Annotated in this window: 21 protein-coding genes and 1 tRNA gene; 11 read left to right on the top strand and 11 right to left on the bottom strand. The window is 69.4% G+C overall.

Annotation, left to right across the window (positions count from 1 at the left end; all coding sequences use genetic code 11):
* The first annotated feature begins 110 nt into the window (after positions 1–110).
* Together AB0C66_RS22115 and AB0C66_RS22110 are read left to right on the top strand one after the other, a co-directional pair.
* Positions 111–941, top strand: a complete 831-nt coding sequence (locus tag AB0C66_RS22115) for an RNA polymerase sigma factor SigF (RefSeq protein ID WP_362441039.1) — start codon at positions 111–113, stop codon at positions 939–941.
* A 102-nt stretch (positions 942–1043) separates the two neighbouring features.
* Entirely contained in the window at positions 1044–1931 is an 888-nt protein-coding gene (locus AB0C66_RS22110; protein ID WP_362441036.1) for a hypothetical protein, read from the top strand.
* A gap of 132 nt (positions 1932–2063) precedes the next feature.
* Here the strand turns inward: AB0C66_RS22110 and AB0C66_RS22105 are convergent, their stop codons facing one another.
* On the bottom strand, positions 2064–2264 hold the full coding sequence (locus AB0C66_RS22105) for a hypothetical protein (protein WP_362441034.1): 201 nt from the start codon (positions 2262–2264) through the stop codon (positions 2064–2066).
* 262 nt (positions 2265–2526) lie between these two features.
* On the opposite strand from AB0C66_RS22105, the gene AB0C66_RS22100 reads away from it, so the two are divergent.
* From AB0C66_RS22100 to AB0C66_RS22090, 3 genes are all read left to right on the top strand, one after another.
* The gene (locus AB0C66_RS22100) at positions 2527–3012 is read left to right on the top strand and encodes a MarR family transcriptional regulator (protein WP_362441031.1); all 486 of its coding nucleotides are present in this window, start codon (positions 2527–2529) and stop codon (positions 3010–3012) included.
* Positions 3013–3020: 8 nt separating this feature from the next.
* Entirely contained in the window at positions 3021–5705 is a 2685-nt protein-coding gene (locus AB0C66_RS22095; RefSeq protein WP_362441028.1) for an MFS transporter, read from the top strand.
* Between the two features lie 186 nt (positions 5706–5891).
* On the top strand, positions 5892–6743 hold the full coding sequence (locus AB0C66_RS22090) for a YceI family protein (RefSeq protein WP_362441025.1): 852 nt from the start codon (positions 5892–5894) through the stop codon (positions 6741–6743).
* A gap of 51 nt (positions 6744–6794) precedes the next feature.
* On the opposite strand, the gene AB0C66_RS22085 is transcribed toward AB0C66_RS22090, so the two are convergent.
* The 6 genes from AB0C66_RS22085 to AB0C66_RS22060 form a co-directional block, all read right to left on the bottom strand.
* Positions 6795–7700 carry a TetR/AcrR family transcriptional regulator gene (locus AB0C66_RS22085; protein WP_362441022.1) on the bottom strand — a complete coding sequence of 302 codons (906 nt, stop codon included), beginning with the start codon at positions 7698–7700 and terminating at the stop codon, positions 6795–6797.
* 80 nt (positions 7701–7780) lie between these two features.
* Complete coding sequence (locus AB0C66_RS22080; protein WP_362441019.1) at positions 7781–9307, bottom strand: MFS transporter; 1527 nt, start codon at positions 9305–9307, stop codon at positions 7781–7783.
* A gap of 107 nt (positions 9308–9414) precedes the next feature.
* A complete protein-coding gene (locus AB0C66_RS22075; RefSeq protein ID WP_362441016.1) occupies positions 9415–11634 on the bottom strand; it encodes a glycosyltransferase family 39 protein in 2220 nt (739 codons plus the stop codon).
* Positions 11631–13034, bottom strand: coding sequence for a bifunctional glycosyltransferase family 2/GtrA family protein (locus AB0C66_RS22070; RefSeq protein ID WP_362441014.1), 1404 nt, complete (start codon positions 13032–13034; stop codon positions 11631–11633). Before AB0C66_RS22070 ends, AB0C66_RS22075 begins: the two co-directional genes overlap by 4 nt.
* A 72-nt stretch (positions 13035–13106) precedes the next feature.
* Positions 13107–14606, bottom strand: a complete 1500-nt coding sequence (locus AB0C66_RS22065) for a HAMP domain-containing sensor histidine kinase (RefSeq protein ID WP_362441113.1) — start codon at positions 14604–14606, stop codon at positions 13107–13109.
* A gap of 106 nt (positions 14607–14712) precedes the next feature.
* Complete coding sequence (locus AB0C66_RS22060; RefSeq protein ID WP_362441011.1) at positions 14713–15450, bottom strand: response regulator transcription factor; 738 nt, start codon at positions 15448–15450, stop codon at positions 14713–14715.
* A 181-nt stretch (positions 15451–15631) separates the two neighbouring features.
* Between AB0C66_RS22060 and AB0C66_RS22055 the strand changes: the two genes are divergently transcribed.
* The gene (locus tag AB0C66_RS22055; RefSeq protein ID WP_362441008.1) at positions 15632–16507 is read left to right on the top strand and encodes an LLM class F420-dependent oxidoreductase; all 876 of its coding nucleotides are present in this window, start codon (positions 15632–15634) and stop codon (positions 16505–16507) included.
* A 75-nt stretch (positions 16508–16582) separates the two neighbouring features.
* On the opposite strand, the gene AB0C66_RS22050 is transcribed toward AB0C66_RS22055, so the two are convergent.
* A complete protein-coding gene (locus AB0C66_RS22050; protein ID WP_362441005.1) occupies positions 16583–17560 on the bottom strand; it encodes an amidohydrolase family protein in 978 nt (325 codons plus the stop codon).
* Between the two features lie 205 nt (positions 17561–17765).
* Between AB0C66_RS22050 and AB0C66_RS22045 the strand changes: the two genes are divergently transcribed.
* Entirely contained in the window at positions 17766–18440 is a 675-nt protein-coding gene (locus tag AB0C66_RS22045; protein ID WP_362441002.1) for a hypothetical protein, read from the top strand.
* A gap of 123 nt (positions 18441–18563) precedes the next feature.
* On the opposite strand, the gene AB0C66_RS22040 is transcribed toward AB0C66_RS22045, so the two are convergent.
* Positions 18564–18637 (bottom strand) — tRNA-Met (locus tag AB0C66_RS22040).
* Between the two features lie 217 nt (positions 18638–18854).
* Between AB0C66_RS22040 and AB0C66_RS22035 the strand changes: the two genes are divergently transcribed.
* The 4 genes from AB0C66_RS22035 (at position 18855) to AB0C66_RS22020 (ending at position 21983) form a co-directional block, all read left to right on the top strand.
* Positions 18855–19538 (top strand): hypothetical protein, encoded by a 684-nt coding sequence (locus tag AB0C66_RS22035; protein WP_362440999.1) that lies wholly within the window; start codon positions 18855–18857, stop codon positions 19536–19538.
* Between the two features lie 230 nt (positions 19539–19768).
* Positions 19769–20494, top strand: coding sequence for an alpha/beta hydrolase (locus tag AB0C66_RS22030; protein WP_362440996.1), 726 nt, complete (start codon positions 19769–19771; stop codon positions 20492–20494).
* 37 nt (positions 20495–20531) lie between these two features.
* Complete coding sequence (locus AB0C66_RS22025) at positions 20532–21194, top strand: class I SAM-dependent methyltransferase (RefSeq protein WP_362440994.1); 663 nt, start codon at positions 20532–20534, stop codon at positions 21192–21194.
* Between the two features lie 240 nt (positions 21195–21434).
* Positions 21435–21983 (top strand): EF-hand domain-containing protein, encoded by a 549-nt coding sequence (locus AB0C66_RS22020; protein ID WP_362440992.1) that lies wholly within the window; start codon positions 21435–21437, stop codon positions 21981–21983.
* A gap of 407 nt (positions 21984–22390) precedes the next feature.
* Here AB0C66_RS22020 and AB0C66_RS22015 read toward each other — a convergent pair whose 3' ends face one another.
* Together AB0C66_RS22015 and AB0C66_RS22010 are read right to left on the bottom strand one after the other, a co-directional pair.
* On the bottom strand, positions 22391–23035 hold the full coding sequence (locus AB0C66_RS22015; RefSeq protein WP_362440990.1) for a hypothetical protein: 645 nt from the start codon (positions 23033–23035) through the stop codon (positions 22391–22393).
* On the bottom strand, positions 23035–23946 hold the full coding sequence (locus tag AB0C66_RS22010) for a nucleotidyltransferase (RefSeq protein ID WP_362440987.1): 912 nt from the start codon (positions 23944–23946) through the stop codon (positions 23035–23037). The genes AB0C66_RS22015 and AB0C66_RS22010 overlap by 1 nt, the downstream gene beginning before the upstream one ends.
* Positions 23947–24236 lie beyond the last annotated feature (290 nt).

The following is a 24236-nucleotide window of genomic DNA, read 5'->3' as shown; positions in this document are numbered from 1 at the left end:
TTCTGCTGGAACCGCGTTTGCCGTGGCTGAACCTCCGGTATTCAGGGGGAGGCTGCGTTGGACGCGCGCATCGCGCAGCCGGGATCCGTCCGCGACCTCAAGGGGGTGGCATGTCCGTAGAACTGGGCAGCTCGAAGGTGCTCACCACTGACGCACCGCACGCGCCTGACGACTGCGACACCATCGACACCCGCACCCTCTCCCGCTCCCTCTTCCTGCGGCTCGCCGCACTCGACCGGGAGAGCGTGGAGGCCACCTACGTACGCGACACCCTCATCGAGCTGAACCTCCCTCTGGTCCGTTACGCGGCCGCCCGGTTCCGCAGCCGGAACGAGCCGATGGAGGACATCGTCCAGGTCGGGACCATCGGCCTGATCAAGGCGATCGACCGGTTCGACTGTGAACGCGGGGTGGAGTTCCCGACCTTCGCGATGCCCACCGTCGTGGGTGAGATCAAGCGCTTCTTCCGGGACACCAGCTGGTCGGTACGGGTGCCTCGGCGGCTCCAGGAGCTGCGGCTGGCGCTGACCAAGACAAGTGACGAGCTGTCACAGAAGCTGGACCGCTCCCCGACCGTCACCGAGCTCGCCACGGCGCTCGGTGTCTCGGAGGAGGACGTGGTCGACGGGCTCGCGGTGGGCAACGCCTACACGGCGAGCTCGCTGGACTCCCCCTCCCCCGAGGATGACGGCGGCGAGGGGTCGCTCGCGGACCGGCTCGGTTACGAGGACAGCGCGCTGGAGGGCGTGGAGTACCGCGAGTCGCTCAAGCCGCTGCTCGCCAAACTGCCCCCGCGCGAGCGGCAGATCATCATGCTCCGCTTCTTTGCCAATATGACGCAGTCGCAAATCGGCGAAGAGGTCGGCATTTCCCAGATGCATGTTTCCCGGCTGCTCACCCGGACCCTCGCCCAGCTGCGTGAAGGGCTCATCGCGGACTGAGCCCTGAGGCCATCGGCCCGTCACGGTACGGATGCCGGCCGCCACTGAAGGGGCGTCGGCACACATCTGTACACCTGACGGGCCGTCAGCCACACTGGCCCGATGCGACACGCAGCGAGCCGGACAACGGGCCGCCGGGGCACGGCAATCGCCGCTTCGGCGGCCGCGCTGTGCCTGGGGGCACTGCTCAGCGGCTGCGGCACCGGCGGCGACGGCTATGTCGCGGCCGGGGCGGCCGGGCCCGACGGCGAGCGGACGGCGAAGGCCGTACCGCCGAAGGGCGGCGTCAAGCTGACACCGCTGGACCAGGACGACAAGCGCGGCGACCGGGACCGCGAGGGTGGCGGTGGCGCGGAAGGACGCGGCAAGGGGACGGCGGACCGGGGCGGTACGCCTTCCCATGCGGCTCCCGGCGACCGCGCGGGAGGCGGGTCGGACAACCCGGACGGGTCGGACGCGGCGGGCGACGGCGCGGGACGAGGCGGCTCGGACGGCCAGGGGCGCCCGGACGGCAACCAGCCCGGCAGCGGCTCCGGATCGGGGTCAAGCACCGGACCAGGCTCAGGTTCCGGATCGGGTTCGGGGTCCGGATCGGGTTCCGGATCGGGTTCCGGTCCCGGCGGCGGCTCCTCCACCCCCGAGCCCCCGACGACGCCCACGACACCGCCCGGACCCGCCGTGCTCGAAGTGGTCGGTGACCCGGAGCGGGCCGCGGCGGACGAGCGCTGGTGCGAGAAGGTGACCGTGCGGTTCCGCAACACCGGCGGTAAGCCGGTGACCTCGGGCACCGTCACCTTCGCGACGCACATCATCGACTCGATCGGCATCGACTGGGCGACACGGGAGTCGGAGGAAAAGCTGCCCGCGCCGATCGGCGCGGGTCAGAAGAAGGAGAAGACCTGGACCGTGTGTGTGGACGCCTGGCGGGTGCCGCTGGGCATGCACATCGAGACACGGGACGTATCGGTCACCTGGAAGCCCGAGTCATAGCCACAGCCACAGCCACAGTCCTGGCCGCAACGGCGAAGCGCTGAAGCGGCGGCACTCACGGAACCGGCACGGTGTGGGCACGACACAGCCCAGCCGTACGACGGTCCGGCCTGACTCAGGCGCCGGCCCGACTCAGGCGAGCGCCAGCCAGGCCACCCCGCCGATGACGGCGATTGCGACGATCACGCCGACGATCACTCCGATACGCGACCCGCCACTCGAGGTGGTGGTCGGTTGAGGCTGCCGTACGCCCTCGTCGACGAAGGCACGGAACATCTGCGTGGAACCGGCCGGGTCTTGGTTGCCGTTGGGGCCCTGGGGGTTGTTCGCCATGGCCCCCGACCCTAGCGAACGAGCGGAATCCCGCCCACCCCCGGGGCCAGCGGTCCCTGTCACTCCCTAGATCACCCCCTACGCCTCAGCCGTCCCAGCCACCCCAGCTGCCCCGGCCCAGGGGTGGCAGCGTCGGGTCCTTTAACAAGGTGCCCGAGTCTTTAACCGCTGTTTACCGCCCGGATCGCATTTTCATTTGCCTGTAGCAACTAACTTCTTCTATGGTTGCCTGAAGCAACTGATCAACCCATCGGGAGGTGCCGTGGCCGCGCAGAGCCAGTACGAGGAGCTGGCCCGGCAGCTCAGTGGCATCGGCGCCATCAAACGCGGTCTGGGCCGAGTGCTGCCGCTCGACTGCCCGGCGGGCTCCGCCGGGGTCCTGATGATCCTCGACCGCTACGGCGAGATGCGCATGAGCAAACTCGCCGAGCTGCTCGACATCGACATGTCGGTGACCAGCCGCCATGTGGCGCATGTCGCGGACCGTGGCTGGGTGGACCGCACAGCCGATCCCCTGGACCGGCGATCGCGGCTGCTGAGCATCAACCCCCATGGAAAAGAACTGCTCAGACAGGTATCCGAGCGCTACACAGAGGCGCTCGCCCGCTGTCTGAGCGACTGGTCCGACGATGACGTCGGCCGTCTCAACGAACTTCTCGCCCGGCTGCGGGCCGGTTTCGGGGACACCCGGTGCCGGGCCCTGCCTCACCAGGGCGAGGTCACAACCCGTACACCTTCGCAACGATAAGGAAGCTCATGGCAACGACCACACCGGACGGCGGTGTGCGGGGACCCGCGGGGCACCCCGCCCACGCCAAGCACGCGGGGGGAGGTCACCGGGCCCCTCACGGCCACGGTTCCGACCCCTCGGCGCCGATGACCCACCGGCAGATCATGGAGGCCCTGTCCGGGCTGCTGCTCGGGATGTTCGTGGCGATCCTGTCGTCGACGATCGTCTCGAACGCGCTCCCCGAGATCATCGCGGACCTGCACGGCAGCCAGTCCTCGTACACCTGGGTCGTCACCGCCGCGCTGCTTTCGATGACGGCCACCACTCCGCTGTGGGGCAAGCTCTCCGATCTGTTCAGCAAGAAGCTGCTGGTCCAGTCGGCCCTGGTGATCTATGTCGCGGGCTCGGTGGTGGCCGGTCTGTCGCAGAACACCGGCATGCTGATCGCCTGCCGGGTGGTCCAGGGCATCGGCGTCGGCGGTCTGTCCGCCCTCGCGCAGATCGTCATGGCGGCCATGATCTCCCCGCGTGAGCGCGGCCGTTACAGCGGCTACCTCGGCGCGACCTTCGCCGTGGCGACCGTCGGCGGCCCGCTGCTGGGCGGCGTGATCACCGACACAGACTGGCTCGGCTGGCGCTGGTGCTTCTACGTCGGTGTGCCCTTCGCGATCATCGCGCTGATCGTGCTCCAGAAGACCCTGAAGCTCCCGGTCGTGAAGCGGGACGTCAAGGTCGACTGGGCCGGTGCCTTCTTCGTCAGCGCCGCGGTCTCGCTGCTGCTGATCTGGGTGACCTTCGGCGGCGACAAGTACGACTGGATCTCCTGGCAGACCTACGCGATGGTGGGCGGCTCGCTCGTCCTCGCGCTGATCTTCCTCCTCATCGAGTCCAAGGCGAGCGAACCGATCATTCCGCTGCGGCTGTTCCGCAACAAGACGATCACCCTCACCGCGCTGGCGTCGCTGTTCGTGGGTGTCGCGATGTTCGCCGGAACCGTCTTCTTCAGCCAGTACTTCCAGCTGGCGCGCGGTAAGTCGCCGACCATGTCCGGTGTCATGACGATCCCGATGATCGGCGGACTGTTCCTCTCCTCGACCATCTCCGGCCAGATCATCACCAAGACCGGTCGTTGGAAGGCATGGCTGGTCAGCGGTGGTGTGCTGGTGACCGCGGGCCTCGGGCTGCTCGGCACCATCCGGTACGACACCCCGTACTGGCACCTGGCCATCTACATGGCGCTCATGGGCCTGGGCATCGGCATGATGATGCAGAACCTGGTGCTTGCCACCCAGAACCAGGTGGCCCCGCAGGACCTCGGCGCGGCCAGCGCCGTCGTCACCTTCTTCCGCTCCCTGGGCGGTGCGGTCGGTGTCTCCGCGCTCGGCGCGGTGCTCGCCAACCGGGTCACCCACTACGTCAAGGACGGCCTGGCCGACCTCGGTCCCAAGGGCGCGGCCCTGGCGCACGCGGGCACCGGCGGCGGGGGCATCCCCGACCTGGACAAGCTGCCGCAGCCGCTGCGGACCGTCATGGAGAGCGCCTACGGCCACGGCGTCGGCGACGTCTTCCTCTACGCCGCACCGTCGGCGCTGCTCGCGCTGCTGCTGACGCTGTTCATCAAGGAGGTCGCGTTGAAGACGAGTTCGGGCTCCCAGGAGGCCGGTGCGCAGAGCCCCGACGCGGTCGGCCACGCTCCGGCGGAGTCCGAGGCCGTGACGGCCGGGACCGTAGGGACCGGCGAGACCGGCGTGGCCGACGCGCGGGCCGCGGATCTCGCCCGGACCGCGCACCTGGCCCAGGTCGCGGACCTCGAGCCCGCGCTGGTGGGCGCGCCCTCCGCCGCGGTGCCCGAGCCGGGCTCGGACGGGGCGCTGGCCGCGGAGGCCGCCCCGCAGCACCTGGCCGCGTTCGCCGCCGCCCAGGGCGGCGGCTCCGACCAGCCGCCCCGGCAGGGTGTGCACGGCTTTGTGCGGAACGGGGACGGCGGTGCGGTGCCGCGGGCAGCGGTCACGCTGATCTCGCTGGCCGGACGGCAGTTGGGCCGCTCGGTGGCGCACGCCGACGGTTCGTACGCCCTGGACGCGCCGGGCGCCGGCTCCTACGTCCTGATCGCGGCGGCCGACGCCCATCAGCCGCAGGCGTCCACGGTCATGATCGGCGACGAACCGCTCGGCTTCGACATCGTGCTGTCGGCCACCAGCGGTCTGGTGGGCTCCGTGCGCGGCGCCGCCGACGGCCGTCCGGTGGACGGCGCGATGGTCGTGGTCACCGATGTCCGCGGTGAGGTGCTGGCCACCGGAAAGACGGGTGAGCAGGGCGAGTTCGGCTTCGAGGAGCTGATCGCCGGAACGTTCACGATCGCGGTGAACGCGTCCGGCTTCCGCCCCGCCGCGCTGCCTGTCGAGGTCGGTGCCCAAGGGCTGACCCGGGTGGAGATACCCCTCCAGGCCGGCGCCCGGGTGCAGGGCACGGTACGGGCCGGGGCCGCGCAGCGGCCGCTCGCGGACGCCCGGGTCACGCTGGTGGACGCGGCCGGGAACGTGGTCGCCACCGCCACCACCGGGACGGACGGCGCCTATGCCTTCACCGACCTGGACGCGGGCGACTACACGGTGATCGCGAGCGGCTATCCGCCGGTCGCGGGCGCGCTGGCGGTCTCCGGGGAGGGCGTCGACGGACACGACGTCGACCTCGCCCACCCCGGCGACTGAGAACCCCGGGCCGGGGCGTGACGAGCGGAGACACGTCCCGGCCCGGACCGGGACGGCGGAATCGTCCGCCGTGACCGGGAACCCGGATCCGGGCGGCGGTGTACTAAAGGCAGGGGACGGCCTCACATCGGCGCCCGGATCCGGCGCACCAAGACCAGAAACACAGGAGCGGGAGCGAGAGGCGGCATGGGGACCACGGAAGCGGGCACAGGCGGGGCAGCGGGGCTGCGGGCCCGGATCCGCACACGGGACGGCTGGGCGGTGCAGCACGCGGTGCTGACCGTCACGGATATGACGGGTGCGCAGGTGCTGCGCGCCCAGGCCGCCGAGGACGGTTCGGTGCGCACGGAGGAGCCGCTCGCGGCCGGTCCGTATACGGTCATCGCCACCGCGGTCGGCTATGCGCCGGTCGCCTCGACGGCCATCGTCACCGCCTCCGGGCGGGCCGATCTGGGCACGGTGGTGCTGGCGCGGCAGGGCGGAGTGGAGCTGCCGCCGCCGGGTGTGTGGACACTGGACCCGGTGCATTCGACGGTGGCCGCCACGGCCCAGCATCTGGGGATATCCAGTGTGCACGGCCGGTTCACCGACTTCGGCGGGCGGATCGAGATCGCCGAGGACATCGAGAAGTCCACGGTGGAGGCGGTGATCCAGGCAGCCAGCATCGACACCGGAAACGGGATGCGGGACGGCCATCTCAAGTCGCCCGACTTCCTGAATGTGGAGCGATACCCGGTGCTGACCTACCGCGGATCGCATCTGAGCGCGGCGGGCCCGGATCGCTGGACGGTGCATGGCGAGCTCTCGATGCACGGCATCGTCAGAGAAGTGGATCTCGACCTGACATATCTGGGTACCGGTCCGGACCCCTGGGGCGGAGTACGGGCGGCCTTCCGGGCGGCGGCGGAGCTGCGCCGTGAGGACTTCGCGATGAACTACAACCAGGTGGTCGCGGCCGGGATCGCGGCGATCGGCACCACACTGCGGGTGGAGCTGGACATACAGGCCGTGCAGGGCGAGGAGTTGCCGGTGGCGTGAGGACGGCATCGCGTCCGCTCTTGGGGGCGGCGGGCGCGAAGCGGTCCGGGCTCAGCCCTCGCGGGCCCGCAGGGTGGCGTCGCGCAGGGCCTCGATACCGGAGATCGCGATATCCAGGGCGAAGGTGAAGTCGCGGTCCCGCATCTCCTCGACGCCGATATCCCCCTGGGCCGCGAACATCTCCCGGGTGCCGTCGAAGTCGGGCCGGTCCTTGACCGTGGTCATCACCTCCTGGAGCAGCTCGTCCTGGACGATGCCCTCCTCCCGGCAGCGCATGGCGAACCGGCCCTCGATGGTGCTGAAGCCATAGACGAACTGGGTGACGAGCGCGAGGGCACTGGACACCTTGTCCAGCGGCAGACCGCTGTTGCGCATCACGGCCTGCGCGGCATTGGTGAAAGCCATCGCATTGGGCCCCATATTGAGGAACTCGCCCATCAGCGGGGAGAGCCAGGGGTGGCGGACCAGTACCTTCCGTGATTCCTCGGCGAGTTGGCGCAGTTGCTCACGCCAGTCGCGCGGCTCGGCGGAGCGAGGGTCACCGGCCTCCGCCACCTCAGCGTCCGCCGCCCCCGACCGCGCCGGTCCTGCCTCCGCCGGGCCCGCATCCATCGGGCCCGCATCCACCGGGAGCGGCACCGGCGGGGCCATCTCCGGGGCGACGGCCTCGATGGGGAGCACGATCTCGCCCATGGCGGCGTCGAGGGCGAGTTCCAGCAGATGGTCCTTGGTGTCCACATACCAGTAGACGGACATGGCGGTGACCCCGAGCTCCGCCGCGAGCCGCCGCATGGAGAAGCCCGCGAGCCCGTCGGCGTCCAGCAGTCGGACCGTCGCCGCGACGATCTTCAGACGGTCGAGCCCGACCGGCTGCTGATCTCCTTTACGCCTGGGGGTCTTGCGTTCGGAGAGCCATACGCTGGACCGCGGACGAATGGCACGGCTGCCGGTTGCCATGGCGCGCTCTCCTTCTCCGATGCGCTCTCGCCACACCTCCGGGGGACCCCGGAGGCGGAGCGGGTCATACATGTCCGATGCTATGCCGCCGGGGCGGTCCGTGAAGATCGTTCGGCCCGGCCGAGCAGCAGTGCGGCCAGCACCCCGCCCGCCAGCACCGCCGTGGCCCCGACCAGCTGGCTGGTCTCGACCCCGGAGGCGAAGGCGTCGGTCACCGAGGCCCGCTCCTCGGGGGTCCGGGCGGCGGCCACGGCGGCGGGAAGCGACCCCGCCCCGGTGGCGACCGTGGGCAGCAGCGCCGCGAAGCGGGAGTTCAGCACGGCGCCGAGCACGGCGACCCCGAGACCGTTGCCGCATTCGGTGAGTGTGCCGTTGATCCCGGCACCCACCCCCGCCTTCTCCGGGGGAATGGCCGACATGATGGCCGTGGCCATCGCGGGCATCGCCACGCCGATACCGAGGCCCATCACCACCAGTCCGAGGAGCATCCCGCCATAGCCATCCGCGCCGAGTACCGCCACGGCGGCGAGACCGGCCGCCAGCAGCCCCATCCCGATGATGACGGTCAGCGGCGTGCCCAGCTTGGGCAGCAGCCGGGAGCCCAGACCGGAGAGATTGACCAGCACCACCGCCAGGGCCAGCGGGGCCGTGCGCAGCCCCGCGTCCAACGCGTCGTAGCCGAGCACGAACTGGAGATGCTGGGTGAGGAGGAACAACGAACCGCCCATCCCGAAGGCCACGAGGATGCCCCCGGCGACGGCGCCCACAAAGTGGCGGTTGCGGAAGAAGTGCATATCCAGCATGGGGTACGGGATATGACGCTCCCACAGCGCGAAGCCGACCAGCACGCTGATGCCGATGAAGGCCGAGCAGAGCACCCGGATCGAGGTCCAGCCGTGTACCGGCCCGGAGATGATCGCGAAGACCACACCGGTCATCCCGACCGTGGAGAGCAGCGCGCCGAGAAGATCGGGCCGGTCACCGGTGGGGTTCCGGGACTCGGGCACCAGCCATACGACGGCGATCAGCCCGAGCAGTGCCACGGGGAGGTTGATGAGGAAGATCGAACCCCACCAGAAGTGCTCCAGCAGCGAGCCGCCGATCAGCGGTCCGGTGGCGAACCCGAGCGAACCCACCGCGCCCCAGATCCCGATCGCCTTGGTGCGTTCGGCCTGGTCGAAAACCTGCACCACCACGGCGAGGGTGGTGGTCATCAGCAGCGCCCCACCAATGCCCATCCCGGCCCGGGCGGCGATCAGCTGACCGGGGCCCTGCGCCAGGGATGCGGACAGCGACCCCACCCCGAACAGCGCCAATCCGGCGACCAGCATCTTCTTACGTCCATAGCGGTCGGCGGCGCTGCCCGCGGTGAGCAGCAGTCCGGACTGGACCAGCGAATAGGCGTTGATCATCCACTGGATGTCGGCGGTGGTGGCGTCCATCTCCTCACTGAGGGAGGGGACCGCGACATTGAGGATGGTGTTGTCCAGCAACACGGTGAGCTGGGCCAGGCAGATGACGCCGAGGATCAGCCAGCGCCGCGGATGACCACCGGGCGGTCTGTCCGGCGGAGCGGTGGATGCGGTGTCGGCGGTCGAGGCCGTCATGGGGTTCTCCCGGGAGCGCGCTTATACGGTGTATGGCAGGGGCTTGCCATACACCGTACAGGCGGCGCTCTACGCCGTACAGGTAATTTCCGCAGGGGCCTCCGGCCTCAGGACTTCGCGGTCGACGAGGGCGAGGTCAGGTCATAGAGGGTGGTGTCGCCGACCGTGACCTTCTTGTAGGTGCTCTCGATCCATGAGCTGATCTGCGACGAGGTTCCCGCGCTGTCGCCGCCGCCCCTGCCGTTGCCGGTGCCGTTGCCGTTGCCGGTCCCGGAGGCGATGAAGTAGTGGATCTTGCCCTGCTTCACATACTCCTTGAACTGGGCGAGAGTCGGGGAAGGGTCACTGCCGTTGAAACCACCGATGGCCATCACCGGTTTCTCGGTGGCGAGTTGATAGCTCGCCGCGTTCTGTGAGGCGATCGACGCCGCGACCCAGGTGTAGTCGTCGGCGTCCTTCGCCAGCACCGCCTTCACCTGCGAGCTGACCTCACGGCCACCGAGCAGTCCGCCCATGCCGCCGCCCTGACCACCGGGTTTGCCGCCACCTCGCTGCATGCCCTGGCCGCCCTGCTGGCCGTTCGGACCCGGAGCGCCACCGGTGCCTGTGCCGGTGCCGTTCTGCTGGGGCGTACCGCCACCGCCCGGGAGGCCGCCGCCGGGCAACGCCCCGTTCTGGCCGCCCGGTTGGCCGCCCTGGCCCGTCTGGCCGCCCTGGTTCTGGCCCTGCTGACCGCCCGGCATTCCCGGTGGGCCGCCGGGTCCGCCGCCCCCGGGTCCGCCCCGGCCGCCCGACACCGCGGGACCGGCCGTGACGATCGAGCCGCTCTGCGGAGTGTCCACCGTGTTCAGCGTGTACGCCACCGGTCCGGCCAGCGCCACCGCGAGCCCCAGCCCGGCCACCCCCAGGGCGGCCCGACGCCCCAGCCGCGTCACCAGCAACAGCCCCGCGGCCGCCGCCAGTCCGCCGAACAGCACCGCCCAGCGCAGCCACGGATGCCAGTCCGCGGACCGCCCCAGCAGCACATACGACCAGACCCCGGTCACCGCCACCGTGACCGCGAGCAGCGCCGGAGCCACCGCCCCGGAGGACCGCCGCTCCCACAGCAGCACCGCTCCCATGCCGACGAGCGCCGCGATGTACGGCGCGAGGGCCACGTTGTAGTACTGGTGGAAGATCCCGGACATAAAGCTGAAGGTGGCGAACGTCATCAGCAACGCACCGCCCCACACCAGGAACGTCGCCCGCCGCACATCCGTGCGTCCGGCCCGCCGGGTCAGCCAGACCCCCGCCACCAGCAGGATGAACGCGGCGGGCAGCAGCCAGGCGATCTGACCGCCCATATCGGAGCCGAAGAGCCGGTCGACACCGGTCTCGCCCCAGCCGCCGCCTCCGCCACCGCCGCCAGGGCCGCGTCCGCCTCCGCCGACGCTGCCGGTCTCGTTGCCGTTGATCCGGCCAAGGCCGTTGTAGCCGAAGGTCAGCTCCAGAAAGCTGTTGTGCTGCGAACCGCCGATGTACGGGCGCGAGGACTCGGGCCACAGTTCGACGATCGCGACCCACCAGCCACCGGAGACCACCATCGCGGCCCCGGCCAGCAGCAGTTGCCGGATCCGGCGGCCGAGCCCGGTCGGCGCGCACACCGCGTAGACCAGCGCCAGCGGCGGCAGGATCAACCACGCCTGGAGCGTCTTGGTCAGAAAGCCGAGCCCGAAGCAGACGCCGGCCAGCACCAGCCAGGTGGTGCGCGCGTCCTCCAGCGCCCGCAGCACACACCACACCGCCGTCACCATCAGCAGACACAGCAGCGCGTCGGGGTTGTTGAAGCGGAACATCAGCGCCGCGACCGGGGTGACCGCCAGCACCGCACCCGCGATAAGCCCGGCGGCGGCGCCGAACCGGCGCCGTACGGCCGCGTACAGCACCCCGACCGTGGCCACGCCCATCAGCGCCTCGGGAACGAGGATCGCCCATGAACTCAGCCCGAAGAGCCGCACCGACAGCCCCATCGGCCACAGCGCGGCCGGGGGCTTGTCCACGGTGATGGAGTTCGCCGCGTCGGAGGAGCCGAAGAAGAACGCCTTCCAGCTCTCACCGCCCGCCTGAGCGGCGGCGGAGTAGAACTGGTTGGCGTAGCCGGAGGCGCCCAGGCTCCACAGATAGAGCGCGGCGGTCACCGCCAGCAGCCCCCACAGCGCGGGCCGCGCCCACCGCGGGTCGGCGCGAACAGCGTCAGTGCGGGTGGTATCAGGACGGGCGGCGTCAGCGGTGGCCGGCCCGGCGTAACCGAGCTGACCGGCCGGGTCGTAGGAGTAGGAGGTGGTCATCGGTCGGCCCTCACGGTGTGGTCTGCGGTGGAGGCGGCGGCTCCGCGGTCGCGGTCCGAGGGGAAGACCCAGGCCCGGAAGAGCAGGAAGCGCAGCACGGTCGCGGCGAGGTTCGCCGCGATCAGCACGGCCAGTTCGGTGCCGTGCGAGGCGGTGCCGGGCGCGGCGCTGAGGGCGGCCAGCGAGCCGCTGGTCAGCGCGAGGCCGATGCCGAACACCACCAGCCCCTGCGCCTGGTGGCGCATCGCCCGGTCCCGTCCGCGTACCCCGAAGGTGAGCCTCCGGTTGGCCGCGGTGTTGCCGAGCGCGGACAGCAGCAGCGCCAGCGCGTTGGCCGTCTGCGGACCGGTGCCGAGCCGGAAGGCGGAGTACAGCAGCAGATAGACCAGTGTGCTGAGCGCGCCCACCACACAGAACCCGACGAGCTGGCGGGGCAGTCCGCCCGGCACCCCGCTCAGCCGACGGTCGCGCGGATCGTCCCCGAAGGGACGGCGCACCCGGTCCAGCGGCAGCGTGCCGGTGGCCAGCGCGCGCCCCACCCGCCAGACGCCCTTGAGGTCGTCGGTCGCGGTGCGCACCAGATGCACCGTGCTGTTGGGGTCGTCGACCCAGTCCACCGGGACCTCATGGATGCGCAGCCCCGCCCGTTCGGCCAGTACCAGCATCTCGGTGTCGAAGAACCATCCGGAGTCCTCGATCAGGGGCAGCAGCCGCTCCGCGACATCCTTACGGATCGCCTTGAATCCGCACTGCGCGTCCGAGAAGCGGGTGGCCAGACTGGAGCGCAGGATGAGGTTGTACGCCCGCGAGATGAACTCCCGCTTGGGCCCGCGCACCACCCGCGAGCTGCGTGAGAGCCGCGAGCCGATGGCCAGGTCGGAGTGGCCGGAGATCAGCGGGGCGACCAGCGGCAGCAGCGCGTTGAGGTCGGTGGACAGATCGACGTCCATATAGGCCAGCACGGGCGCCTCGGACAACGCCCACACGGTGCGCAGCGCCCGTCCCCGCCCCTTCTGCTCCAGCCGGACCGCGGTGACCTCGTCGAGCGTGTCGTCGATGCGGGCCGCGATCTCGGGGGTGCGGTCCGTACTGGCGTTGTCGGCGATGGTGATCCGGAAGCGGTAGGGGAAGGTGCGGGCCAGATGCTCATGCAACCGCCGTACGCACCGCTCGAGATCCGCCTCCTCGTTGTAGACGGGGACGACGACGTCGAGCACCGGCCGATCGCCGACGACCACCACCGGGCCGCGGGCGGGCAAGGTCGCGAGGGGTGTTCCGGGCGACGCCGCAGGAGACCCGGAAAGCGTATGTGGCCCAGAAAGCCCGGACGGTCCAGGAGGTACCGGCGGCCCGGGTGGTCCAGGAGGTCCTGGACGGAGGTGAGAGGTATCGATTCGCATGGCCCGACATTCGCGAGCGGCGCTGTCATGGCCGTGTGGTCGGCCTGTGGGCCGCCTGTGAGTCCGCGACGCCTATCGAAGCCGCTGGTCAACGGGATCGTCAGGGCCTTCCGTAGCAATCCTCCGAGGGGCGGGGAGCACGGGCAGCTGGACGCCGAACACCGTGCGCCCCGGGGCGCTCTCCACCGTCACCGCGCCCCCGTGCGCGGCCACCACCGCCTGCACGATGGCCAGTCCCAGTCCCGTACTGCCCGCTCCCCGCGAGCGCGAGGCGTCCCCGCGCGCGAAGCGTTCGAAGACATGCGGCAGCAGATCGGACGGGATGCCCGGCCCGTTGTCCTCGATCTCCAGTGAGACATAAGGGCGTTGGGGCACAGATGACACCCCGGGCAACACCCGCGCCGTGACCGTCGTCCCGGCCGGGGTGTGCGTCCGGGCGTTGCCGAGCAGGTTGACGAGCACCTGGTGCAGCCGGGCGGCGTCACCCTGGACGACCGCGGGCTCATCGGGCAGCTCCAGCCGCCACGCGTGGTCGGCCCCGGCCGCGCGGGCGTCGCTGACGGCGTCGACCACCAGCGGTGAGAGGTCCGTCTCCGCGCGCTCCAGCGGACGTCCCGCGTCGAGCCGGGCGAGCAGCAGCAGATCCTCGACCAGCACGGTCATCCGCCCGGCCTCGGACTCCACCCGGCCCAGGGCGTGCCTGGTGTCCGGTCCGATCTCCTCCCGGCCGCGCCGGGTCAGCTCGGCGTAGCCGCGGATCGAGGCGAGCGGTGTGCGCAGCTCATGGCTGGCGTCGGCGACGAACTGCCGCACCCGTGTCTCGCTCTCCTGCCGCGCCGCGAGCGCCGACTCCACATGTCCGAGCATGCGGTTGAGCGCCGCGCCCATCTGGCCGATCTCGGTCCGCGGATCGGCCTCGGACGGCGGTACCCGCTCGCGCAGCGCCACCTCCCCGCTGTGCAGGGGGAGTTCGGAGACCCGCGTCGCGGTCGCCGCCACCCGGCGCAGCGGGCGCAGCGAGATGCCGACCGTCGCGGCCCCGGCGATCCCGGCCGCGACCAGCCCGGCCGCGGTCACACAGACCTCGACGAGGATCAAGGTGTTGACGGTCTGCCGGGTCTGGCCGAGCGGATGGGCCAGCACGATCCCGTTCTTCTGCTGCTCGGGCTGGGCGATCACGCGATAGTCGCCGAGGCCGGGCAGTTCGAGGGTGTGGACGCGGCCGTCCCGCGCCACCGACGCGAGCGCCTTCAGCTGGCCGCCGGTCAGCGGGTCCACCCGGCCCTCGACGTCCGGATCGGAGGTCACGGGGGTGTCATTGCTCCGGCCCGCCTGGGCGATGGCGCCACGAGCGTCGAATCGCGCGCCGACCGTGCCGATGGGCTGGCCGGGGGAGGCGAGGAACAGCACATCGTCATGGGGCGGCTGGCCGGGCTTGTCCACGAAGCGCCCGACCGAGGCGCGCAGATCGTCGTCCACCTGGCCCTGGAGATAGGACCGCAGGGCGATGGTGGTGACCGAGCCGATCACCGCGCAGACGACCGCGATCAGTACGACGGACGAGACCACCAGTCGGGTCCGCAGCGACCAGGGACGGCGCGGGTGCCCCGTCCGGCGACGGGCCGACCGCGGCGTACGGCCCTCCGCGCCCCTTCCGGCCGCCGGACGCACCACGCCCCTACTCCCCGGGCTTCAGCAGATACCCGGCTCCCCGCCGGGTGTGGATCATCGGGCTGCGGCCCGCGTCGATCTTCCGCCGCAGATAGGAGATATAGAGCTCGACCACATTGGCCTGGCCGCCGAAGTCGTAGCTCCAGACCCGGTCGAGGATCTGCGCCTTGCTGAGCACCCGCCGCGGATTGCGCATCAGATAGCGCAGCAGCTCGAACTCGGTCGCGGTGAGGTGGATCTCCTGACCCCCGCGCGACACCTCATGGCTGTCCTCGTCCAGCACCAGGTCACCGACGGCGAGCACCGATTCCGCGCGCGCCGCGGCCGCCCCCGACCTGCGCAGCAGCCCGCGCAGCCGGGCGACGACCTCCTCGAGGCTGAAGGGTTTGGTCACATAGTCGTCGCCGCCCGCCGTCAGCCCGGCGATCCGGTCCTCGACCGCGTCCCGCGCGGTCAGGAACAGCACCGGGACGTCCGGCAGCTCCTGGCGCAGCCGCCCCAGCACCGCGAGACCGTCCGTATCCGGCAGCATGATGTCCAGCACCACCGCGTCGGGCCGCAGCTCGCGGGTGGTCCGTACGGCCTCGGCGCCGTCGCCCGCGGTGCGCACCTCCCAGCCCTCGTAGCGCAGGGCCATGGACAGCAGATCGGCGAGGGCGGACTCGTCGTCCACCACCAGCACCCGGACGGGGCTTCCGTCGGGGCGCAACAGCTCGGTACGCCCAGCGGGCGGTGTCGCCATCATGGTCCGTAGCCTGCGGGAGCCGTCTGAGAGCTCCCTTTCCGCAATCTGTGAGGAGTCTGAGAATCCGGTCCCGGGACGGTGCCGCCACGCCCGCCACGCGGTGTCCCCGCGCCCACCACGCGGTGTCCCCCGAACGGACCACCGGGGGAATTTCCGGAAAGGATCACCAGGTTCCCCGGGCATGGCTTCTCATCCCGCACTCGGCACCATCGGCATCTGGACCGGCGCCCTGCACTCCACCGACCCCGCGGCCCACCCGCGGGTCAGGGAGGCGGCCGCGGAACTGGACGCGCTCGGCTACGGCACGCTCTGGCTCGGCGGCAGCCCCGGCCCGGACGAGGCCGCGTTCCTGCTGGACGCGACCTCCCGCATCACCGTGGCCACCGGCATCCTCAGCATCTGGGACCACGAGCCCGGCTACATCGCCGAGCGGTACGCCGCGATCGACGCCACCCACGAGGGCCGCTTCCTGCTGGGGCTCGGGGTGAGCCACGGCACGATGGTCGAGCGGTACGCCCGCCCGTACTCCGCGATGAAGGACTACCTCACGGCGCTGGACGCGGCGCCGACCCCGGTCCCCGCCTCCCGCCGCGTCCTGGCAGCCCTCGGCCCGAAGATGCTGGAGCTGTCCCGCGACCGCGCCGCCGGGGCCCACCCGTACCTCGTCACCCCCGAGTTCACCGCCTCGGCCCGGCAGACCCTGGGGAACGAAGCACTGCTCGCCCCCGAGCTGAAGGTCGTCCTGGACACGGACCTGGAACGGGCCCGCGCCACCGCCCGTAACTACCTCTCCTTCTACCTGGGGCTGCCCAACTACACCAACAACCTGCTGCGGCTGGGCTTCTCGGAGAAGGACTTCACGGGCGGCGGCAGCGACCACCTCATCGGGTCCGTCTTCGCCCTGGGCGACGCCGAGGCGGTACGCCGCCGGGCGGACGAGTTCCTTTCCGCGGGCGCGGACCATCTGGCGGTCCAGGTGGTGACGGCGAACCCCCTCACGGACATCCCGCTGGAGGCGTGGCGCACCCTGGCCGGGGCGCTGCCGCTACACGGCTGAGCAGACCTGGGAGTAGGAGGCCGTGGGGCGGCCGGACGATCGACCGGGTGAGCCCCGCGCCCTCCCCTCCCGGCCTCACATCCCGAACAGCCGGGCCGCGTTGCCGTAACAGACAGCGCGCAGCCACTCCTCGTCCTGGCCGATCCGGGTCAGAACCTCCAGCGCGTGCCCGTACGGATACGGGATGTTGGGGAAGTCGCTGCCGAACAGCACCCGGTCGCCCAGGGCGGCGAGCCGCCCGCGCTCCGCGGGCGGGAAGGGCCAGCGGGTCTCGATGAAGTCGGTGAACACCATGGTGGTGTCCAGGTGCACCGCGTCGTACCGTTCGGCCAGCGCCATGAAGTCCGTGTACTCCGGCAGCCCCATATGCGCGATGATCAATCGCAGCCGGGGATGGCGGGCGAGCACGGCCGCAACCGGCTCGGGGCCGGTGTGCTTGCCCGGCGCCGGGCCCGAGCCGCAGTGGATGACAACGGGCGTACCCGTCTCGGCGAGCAGCCCCCACACCGGGTCGAGCAGCGGATCCGCCGGATCGTAACCGCCCACCTGCACATGCGCCTTGAAGACGCGGGCGCCGTTCTCCAGCGCCTCGCGCACATAGCCCTCGGCGCCCGGCTCGGGGAAGAAGGTCGCCGTGTGCAGACAGTCGGGCGTGCGCTCCGCGAACTCGACGGCCCACTGATTGAGCCATACCGCCATATCCCGTTTGTGCGGATAGAGCATCGACGTGAAGGCCCGAACCCCGAACCCGCGCAGCGCCGCGAGCCGTTCGTCCTCCTCGTCGCGGTACATGACGGGCCAGGGGATGCCGACGAGCGGCTCGACCGCGTCGAAGTACGCCCAGACCTTGTCCAGTACGCGCTGCGGCATGAAGTGCGTATGCACATCGATGAGTCCGGGCAGCCCGAGTCCCTGCCAGAACCGCCGCACCGAGTCCGTGTCCGCGTCGTCCGGCTTGTTCGCGCCGCTCGCGTCATTCGGCTCGTTCGCGTCGTTCGGCTCGCTCGCGTCGTCCGGCCCGTCCGCCTCGCCCGTCATGCCTGGAGCACTCATACGGGTCACCGTAGACCGCCGTTCCGGCGCGCTACAGCCGCGTCGCGGCGGTGCTGCGGGTTCATGACAGGCACAGCCCGCGCCTTTGCCACCCGCATGATGGACTGGGCCGGGGCAGACGCCGCCCAACGGCCCACCGCCTGACGGCAGTACAGCCACACTGAGATCACAACGGGGGACACCGATGCACCACATACCGGTCCGCATGCGCACCGCAACCGCAGTCGCCTGCGCGATCGGCGCCCTCGGCATCGCCGTCCTGACCACCGGCTGCGCCGACAGCGGCTCGTCCGGGCGGGCGCAGTCAGCCGGTTCCGCGCACCAGGCGGCCGACGGTAGCGGCGGCAAGAGGCTCGCCCTCGGAACCCCCGCCTCCGTCACCTACAAGCGCGGCTCGGACCATCGGCGCGGCACCCTGGAGGTGACGGCGGTGAGCGTACGGAAAGGCACACGGACCGATCTGCGGCAGGCGGGGCGGCGGGCCGAGACGCGCACGGCGCGGCCGTACTACGTCACCATGCGTTTCGAGAACACCGGCGGTCACTCCCTCCACTACCCCTTCCTCAACGCTCCCACCGGGTTGCAGGACAGCAGCGGTACGGACGACCAGCCACTCGTCACCGACAGCGAGGTGGCGGTGTGCCCGGGGAAGGACCCGGACGACTTCGCGGTGGGCGCGCGGATCACCCTGTGCAAGGTGTTCCTGGTGCCGAACGGGTTGAAGCCGACCGTGGTGACGTACGGCACAGGTGACCCGGCCGAGCGGCCGGTGCGGTGGAAGGCCCCGGAACGGGACACGAGCGGCAGGGCAGGCGAGGCCGATACGAAGAGTGCGACGGATGTGGCGGGAAGCACAGGAAGAACCATGGCGAAGGGCTGACGGCCCCACCCCGAGGGCCGGGCTCCGGGCTCCGTGCCCGGGCCCTCGGCCCTTGGCCCTCGGTCGTACGCGCACATGACCGAGGGCCCGGCACATTTTCTGTGCCGGGCCCTCGGTGAGCAGTAGCGGGGACAGGATTTGAACCTGCGACCTCTGGGTTATGAGCCCAGCGAGCTACCGAGCTGCTCCACCCCGCGTCGGTGAAATGAACACTACGGCATTGTTTCCGTGCAGGGAAATCCGCCTCGAACGGCCGGTTACTTTGCAACGGCCACGTCTCGGCCCCGCTGCGAATGGATCCCCCCGGCTGACCGGCGCGTTTGTCACGGCCATGCTGATGTTCAGCACCACGCGTCACTGCCGCAACACCCGCACCACGTCATAGCTCACACTTCACCACGGGGGACCGAAACCATGCACCACCGCTCCATCCGGCGCACCCGCCGCACCGCCGCCGCCCTCCTCTGCGCCGCCGGTCTCGCACTCGGCGCCACCGCCTGCAACGAGGACGCCGCCCAGGACGCGGGCAGCAGCGAGTCCCCCGCCAAGGACAAGAGCAACGGCGGTAGCGGCAGCGACCAGGGCTCCGGCGGATCCGGGGAGTCCGGCGGCTCCGAGGGCTCCGGCGGCAAGGGCGTCGACGCCGACGCCAACAAGACCATCCCCCTCGGCCAGAAGTCCGCCCTCACCTACAAGCGCTCCAAGAAGGTGGCCACCCTCGAGGTCACCGCCCGGAGCGTGGCCAAGGGCTCCCAGTCCGACCTCTCCGGGATGGGGCTGAAGGCCGAGGACAAGGCGCTCCAGCCGTACTACGTCACGATGGCCTTCAAGAACATCGGTGACAACACCGTCAAGTACCCCTTCCTCAACACCCCCACCAACCTCCGTGACGGCAAGGGCAACGGGGCCAAGATCCTGATCACCCCCAGCGACGCGGTGAAGTCCTGCCCGGGCAAGGACCCGGACACCTTCGCCCCGGGCGCGAACGCCACGATCTGCAAGGTCTTCCTGCTCCCCAAGGACGAGACCCCGTCCGTCGTCCTCTACACCGGCGACTTCGACAAGGGCCCGGTCTACTGGAAGGCCACCAAGGACTGACGTCCACCCGAACACCCCACGCGACGCGGCCGGTTCCCACCCGGGGACCGGCCACATCCGCGTTCAGCCCCCGCCCCTCGCGTTCCGCACCGTGTTCTGGAACCGCACGTAGGACGACACCTCGCGCGCGACCGCCTCGTGCATGGCACCTCACCCCCACCTATAGAGTCCGTTCACACGCGTTCATGAACGTATCCGCGCCGTGTTGAGCTGGGGGAGCTCCGACATCCATGGAATCGACGCCCATCGTCCTCGTCCACGGAACACGCTTCAGCGCGGGACAGTGGAGCTCCCAACTCGGCTCCCTCAAAGCCGACTTCCCGGTCACCGCCCCCGACCTGCCGGGCCACGGCGCCCGTTCCGCCGAACCGTGGAGCATGAACGCCGCGACGGAGACCGTCGCGGACGCCGTGGACTCCCTCGGCCGCGGACCGGCCCTGGTCGTCGGGCACTCGCTGGGCGGCTACGTCGCGCTGGAATTCGCGCGGCGCTTCCCGGAACGGCTGCGCGGACTGGTCCTCGCCGGGGCCAGCGCCACCACCCGCGGCCCGCTGACGGCCCCCTACCGCTGGGTGGCCGGCCTTGTCCCCCGTATCCCGGCCGACCGTCTGACCCGCTGGAACGACCGGTTCCTGCGCCGTCTCTACCCGCCGGAGGTGGTGGACGCCACCATCCGCTCCGGCTACGCCTTCCACACCCTCCCGGCCGCCTGGGGCGATGTCCTCGGCCGCTTCGACGCGACCGCGATGCGCCACGTAACCGCCCCCGTGCTCATCCTCAACGGCGAGAAGGACCCCCTCTTCCGCGCCGGAGAGCGGGCGTTCGCCCGCGCCCACCCCAACGCCCGCGTCGAACTGATCCCCCGCGCCCGCCACCTCGCGAACTTCGACGCCCCCGCCGTCTTCACCGACGCCCTCCGCCGCTTCGCCCGCGAACTTCCCACCACCGGTGGATAGGGGCCCGGTTGTCAGTGCCCGCCTCTACCTTTCCGATGTGACCGAACCCTCCTACCTCACCGCGGTCCGGGACTCGTACGACACCGTCGCCGACGCCTACACCGCACGCGTACCGCCGCCCGCCGAGCTGGGTCCCCTGTCCCGCGCGATGCTGACCGCCTTCGCCGAACTCGTACGGACCGGCGACCGCGGCCCGGTCGCCGACATCGGATGTGGCCCCGGCAAGGTCACGGCCCACCTCGCCGACCTGGGCGTCCCGGCCTTCGGCATCGATCTGTCGCCCAAGATGATCGAACTGGCCCGAGCGGCCCGGCCCGACCTTCGCTTCACCGTCGGCTCCATGACCGCGCTGGAGATCGAGGACGACCACCTCGGTGGCGTCCTCGCCTTCTACTCCACCCACCACACGCCGCCGGAGCTCCTGCCCACCGTCTTCGCCGAGTTCCACCGCACCCTGGCGCCCGGCGGACACCTGATGCTGTGCGGCTACGTCGGAAACGACGAGCATCTGCGCCCCACCCGCGCCTACGGCGACCACCCCGTCTCCTACGAGTCCCACCTCCTCCCACCCGACCGCCTCACCGGTCTCCTGGCCGATGCCGGATTCGCCCTCACCGCCCAGCTGATCCAAGCCCCCGCCGGAGGCGTGAAGAGAACCGTCGCCAGCTTCCTGGCCCGCACACCGGAATCGCCCGGCTAGGAGCCGGGCGTCGTCCACCCCGCTGTGTTGGCTGAGATCCGTCGCCCAGGAGTCCACAAACCGACGGAATACCCCCACCAACAACCCCATTCGACATCGCCACCAACCCCAGCCCCACCAGGGCTCGGCGCCATTGCGGGTGCCGCTGAACCCGGTGAACCATGGACGTTGCAACCCGAGAAGGTTGCAAGATCAACAAAGCTGGTCAGACCAGTACAGATCTATGGGAGGGGACAGAAAATGAGCACCACGGCTGATCTCATCGGCGAAAAGCTGGGGCGGCAGTTCCAGGCTCTGGACCGCAACAAGGACGGCTACCTCGAGTGGGAGGACTGTCAGCTCCTCGTCGACCGCTACCACAAGGTCTACGGCCTCGACCGCGACGACACCCGCGCCACGAGCCTTCAGGCGTTCTTACAGATGTACTGGCAGGAGCTGTTGCGCCACTCCGGCACCGAGAACCAGCGCCTGAGCCAGGATGAGTTCATCCAGGCCAACCGGCTCGCCAGCATCGACACCAGCCGCGTCAACATCGTCGAGGGCAGCGCCCACGCCATCTTCGACTGCATCGACGCCAATGGCGACAACGAGATCAGCAAGGACGAGTTCGCGCGCTACCTGAGGGAAGTCTGGGAGATCACCTCGCCGGACGCGCTGGACACCTTCACCACCCTCGACGCGGACGGCGACGGCGCCATCTCGCGCCAGGAGTTCGTCCGAGCCACCCGTGAGCACTTCTTCTCCGGCGACTCCAACGCCGCCGGCAGCCTGTTCTTCGGCCGCGTCTAGCACCGGCACCACATCGCGTCGGTATGCCCAACTCGCCCCGACGCGATCACGCGAAAACTGTCCGCCCCGCGGCTGATGCCAGTTGGATCATCACCGCACACGCCAGAGGCCCCTTCCATCAACTGGAAGGGGCCTCTGAGCTGCTGCGCGCTCGGCAGGATTCGAACCTGCGACCTCTTTACCCGTAGGTTCGGGCAGGGGCGTGGTGCGGGTCTCGACGGCAGTCCGGCCCGGTGCTCATGGAGGGCTGTTGGTGAGCGTAGTGCGCCGTCGTTGCCGTCAGCGTTGCCGTCAGGAGCCCCAGACCGACGATGCTAAGTCTTGGCTGCACGCTGAAGGGGCGCCTCGAAGCGGGAGCACTCGGTTCAACAGCTTGCCAGCCAATGCAACCGCAGGGACCTATACCTCTAGCTATCCCGTACGTACGGGCGGGCCGCATGAAAACCGTCGGCGGCCAACGCCACTTCCGCCTTGCCGTATCGAGCGGGCGACCATTCGGTAAGGTGTAGCTCGCCATCTGTCCGGCGATCCGTGAAATAAGAACCTTCCAGTCCCTCACCAGATTGCGAACCAATAAAGACTTCAGCGGCCCCTCGGTGTCGCTCACTCCGATCACGGACACCGGGACGGGGTATATTGACGTACTGCCAACTGAGACGCCAACGTCCGTCCGGGTCTCGAAGGATCTTGGCGGTCTCACTGACCGATTTCGACTCACCGGTAAACAGAGTAACGGTGATCTTGGTGGCGGACTGAGAAATGTACAGGCCCGTGGGGATGGAAGGGACACCCGAACCATCTGGTCGAATATACGAAGAAACCAGATGACCACGCCAGGTTCCATTCGCCAGCGGCACACCCGTAAAGTAACGCACAACCTTCCATTTCCAGATAAACCGCTCCCACAACGCGAACACAAGCGCCGCAATAATTCCGGCGATCGAGTAAATTCGAAGCGGAGTTTGCGAGACGCCCTGACCAGCGAGTATCGTAAGCACCAGCCCTACAAGTGCGGCAATGCCGATGCCAACGCGAACTCTTACGCCTCCCATCAGCCACCCAGACCCATGCGCTGCCAGGCTCTCAAGGACAGCTCATGAGCATCTTCCATCGACCATTTCTGGCCATCACCGAACAACGCCTTAATCTCGTTTGGTTCGAGCCATTCCTTTGCTTCGCCACCGGGTTTGGTCTGGTTCCAGATGTATCGAACAACACCCGTAAAGTCGTCCGTGAGCGGCGCGACACCCTGACTATTGAACCGGCTGTCCGGCACACAATAGACAAGGCATTCCATGAAGTAACTGGGCAGTGGATCAATATTTCCCGCAGCCACCAAGCCATTCTCGACACGCTTAAGAATGCGCACCATCTTCTTGTAGCGCCTGCCGGTGCGGCTATTCTTGGCGACGCCATTCGTGTACTGCTGCTCCGGATAGTTGACCACCCATCCGCCGCTCGTACGCCACGTTCTAGTGCCCTGATGGTAGGACACAACACCATTGGCAGCGTAGTAGTAGAGTCGGTGGCGGAACGACGGAACTACATCGGCCTTTACGCGGCCGCCATTCTCAGCAATCTCGATCGCCGTAGTGCCCGACGTATCACAGTCCCCACCATACGCATCGCACATCGCCTCCTCCAGCTCTGCCCGAAACCCGGGACCGTCGAAATACTTTCCCGCAGTAGGTGCTGGCCGGACCCTATCTCCTTCACCTAGCGCCGAGTCGTTGTAATAAAAAAGCCCCTCATGGATCACCGCAATGTCAACGTCGCTATCGGAACGGACATTGGTGTTGTTCTTGTAGGAGCCCTTTGGTAGAACCTCGCAGTCGATGCCGTCAAACCCCTCCCAGCGATTTACCGCACTACGCACCATGCGTTCAGCTCGTTCCTGCTTTTCTTTTTCCGTATCACTGGAACGCTTGCTGTATCGATCCAGGGTTTCCTCAAGCGCAGACATAAACACTCCCCCAATCCCCCGTAGAGCATGGCGTTCCAGTGCAACCCGATTCGCCATTGCAGAGGCACACCGTAGCTGCGCGGTTCATGAAAAAGTCACCCATCATCACCCATTCGAGTGAACAAGCGATGGGATCGCGACAATTACGTGACTGACATGCAGGGCTTTTGTCAGAGTTTGAATTAACCTACCCGATTCAAGCTCCCGTGCAGACGCCGAACTGGAACCCCAACCTGGATGAGAGATTGGCGTACTCTGCTGCGGACCTTGCCCCGGCCATGGCAAGACGG

The organism is Streptomyces sp. NPDC048636, assembly GCF_040650655.1.
In the GTDB taxonomy this organism is placed as follows: Bacteria; Actinomycetota; Actinomycetes; order Streptomycetales; family Streptomycetaceae; genus Streptomyces.
Note: the sequence above shows the minus strand (reverse complement) of the source record. Positions and strands in the feature narration are given on the sequence as shown.

Bases quoted from the DNA above. Each gene is read 5' to 3' on its own strand.
- AB0C66_RS22045 (WP_362441002.1), top strand. From the start codon at position 17,766: ATGCGCACCGCAACCGCAGTCGCCTGCGCGATCGGCGCCCTCGGCATC.
- AB0C66_RS22070 (WP_362441014.1), bottom strand. From the start codon at position 13,034: ATGCGAATCGATACCTCTCACCTCCGTCCAGGACCTCCTGGACCACCC.
- AB0C66_RS22085 (WP_362441022.1), bottom strand. From the start codon at position 7,700: ATGGCAACCGGCAGCCGTGCCATTCGTCCGCGGTCCAGCGTATGGCTC.
- AB0C66_RS22090 (WP_362441025.1), top strand. From the start codon at position 5,892: ATGGGGACCACGGAAGCGGGCACAGGCGGGGCAGCGGGGCTGCGGGCC.
- AB0C66_RS22080 (WP_362441019.1), bottom strand. From the start codon at position 9,307: ATGACGGCCTCGACCGCCGACACCGCATCCACCGCTCCGCCGGACAGA.
- AB0C66_RS22055 (WP_362441008.1), top strand. From the start codon at position 15,632: ATGGCTTCTCATCCCGCACTCGGCACCATCGGCATCTGGACCGGCGCC.
- AB0C66_RS22015 (WP_362440990.1), bottom strand. From the start codon at position 23,035: ATGGGAGGCGTAAGAGTTCGCGTTGGCATCGGCATTGCCGCACTTGTA.
- AB0C66_RS22010 (WP_362440987.1), bottom strand. From the start codon at position 23,946: ATGTCTGCGCTTGAGGAAACCCTGGATCGATACAGCAAGCGTTCCAGT.
- AB0C66_RS22115 (WP_362441039.1), top strand. From the start codon at position 111: ATGTCCGTAGAACTGGGCAGCTCGAAGGTGCTCACCACTGACGCACCG.
- AB0C66_RS22095 (WP_362441028.1), top strand. From the start codon at position 3,021: ATGGCAACGACCACACCGGACGGCGGTGTGCGGGGACCCGCGGGGCAC.
- AB0C66_RS22020 (WP_362440992.1), top strand. From the start codon at position 21,435: ATGAGCACCACGGCTGATCTCATCGGCGAAAAGCTGGGGCGGCAGTTC.
- AB0C66_RS22105 (WP_362441034.1), bottom strand. From the start codon at position 2,264: ATGGCGAACAACCCCCAGGGCCCCAACGGCAACCAAGACCCGGCCGGT.
- AB0C66_RS22035 (WP_362440999.1), top strand. From the start codon at position 18,855: ATGCACCACCGCTCCATCCGGCGCACCCGCCGCACCGCCGCCGCCCTC.
- AB0C66_RS22050 (WP_362441005.1), bottom strand. From the start codon at position 17,560: ATGAGTGCTCCAGGCATGACGGGCGAGGCGGACGGGCCGGACGACGCG.
- AB0C66_RS22110 (WP_362441036.1), top strand. From the start codon at position 1,044: ATGCGACACGCAGCGAGCCGGACAACGGGCCGCCGGGGCACGGCAATC.
- AB0C66_RS22075 (WP_362441016.1), bottom strand. From the start codon at position 11,634: ATGACCACCTCCTACTCCTACGACCCGGCCGGTCAGCTCGGTTACGCC.
- AB0C66_RS22060 (WP_362441011.1), bottom strand. From the start codon at position 15,450: ATGATGGCGACACCGCCCGCTGGGCGTACCGAGCTGTTGCGCCCCGAC.
- AB0C66_RS22030 (WP_362440996.1), top strand. From the start codon at position 19,769: ATGGAATCGACGCCCATCGTCCTCGTCCACGGAACACGCTTCAGCGCG.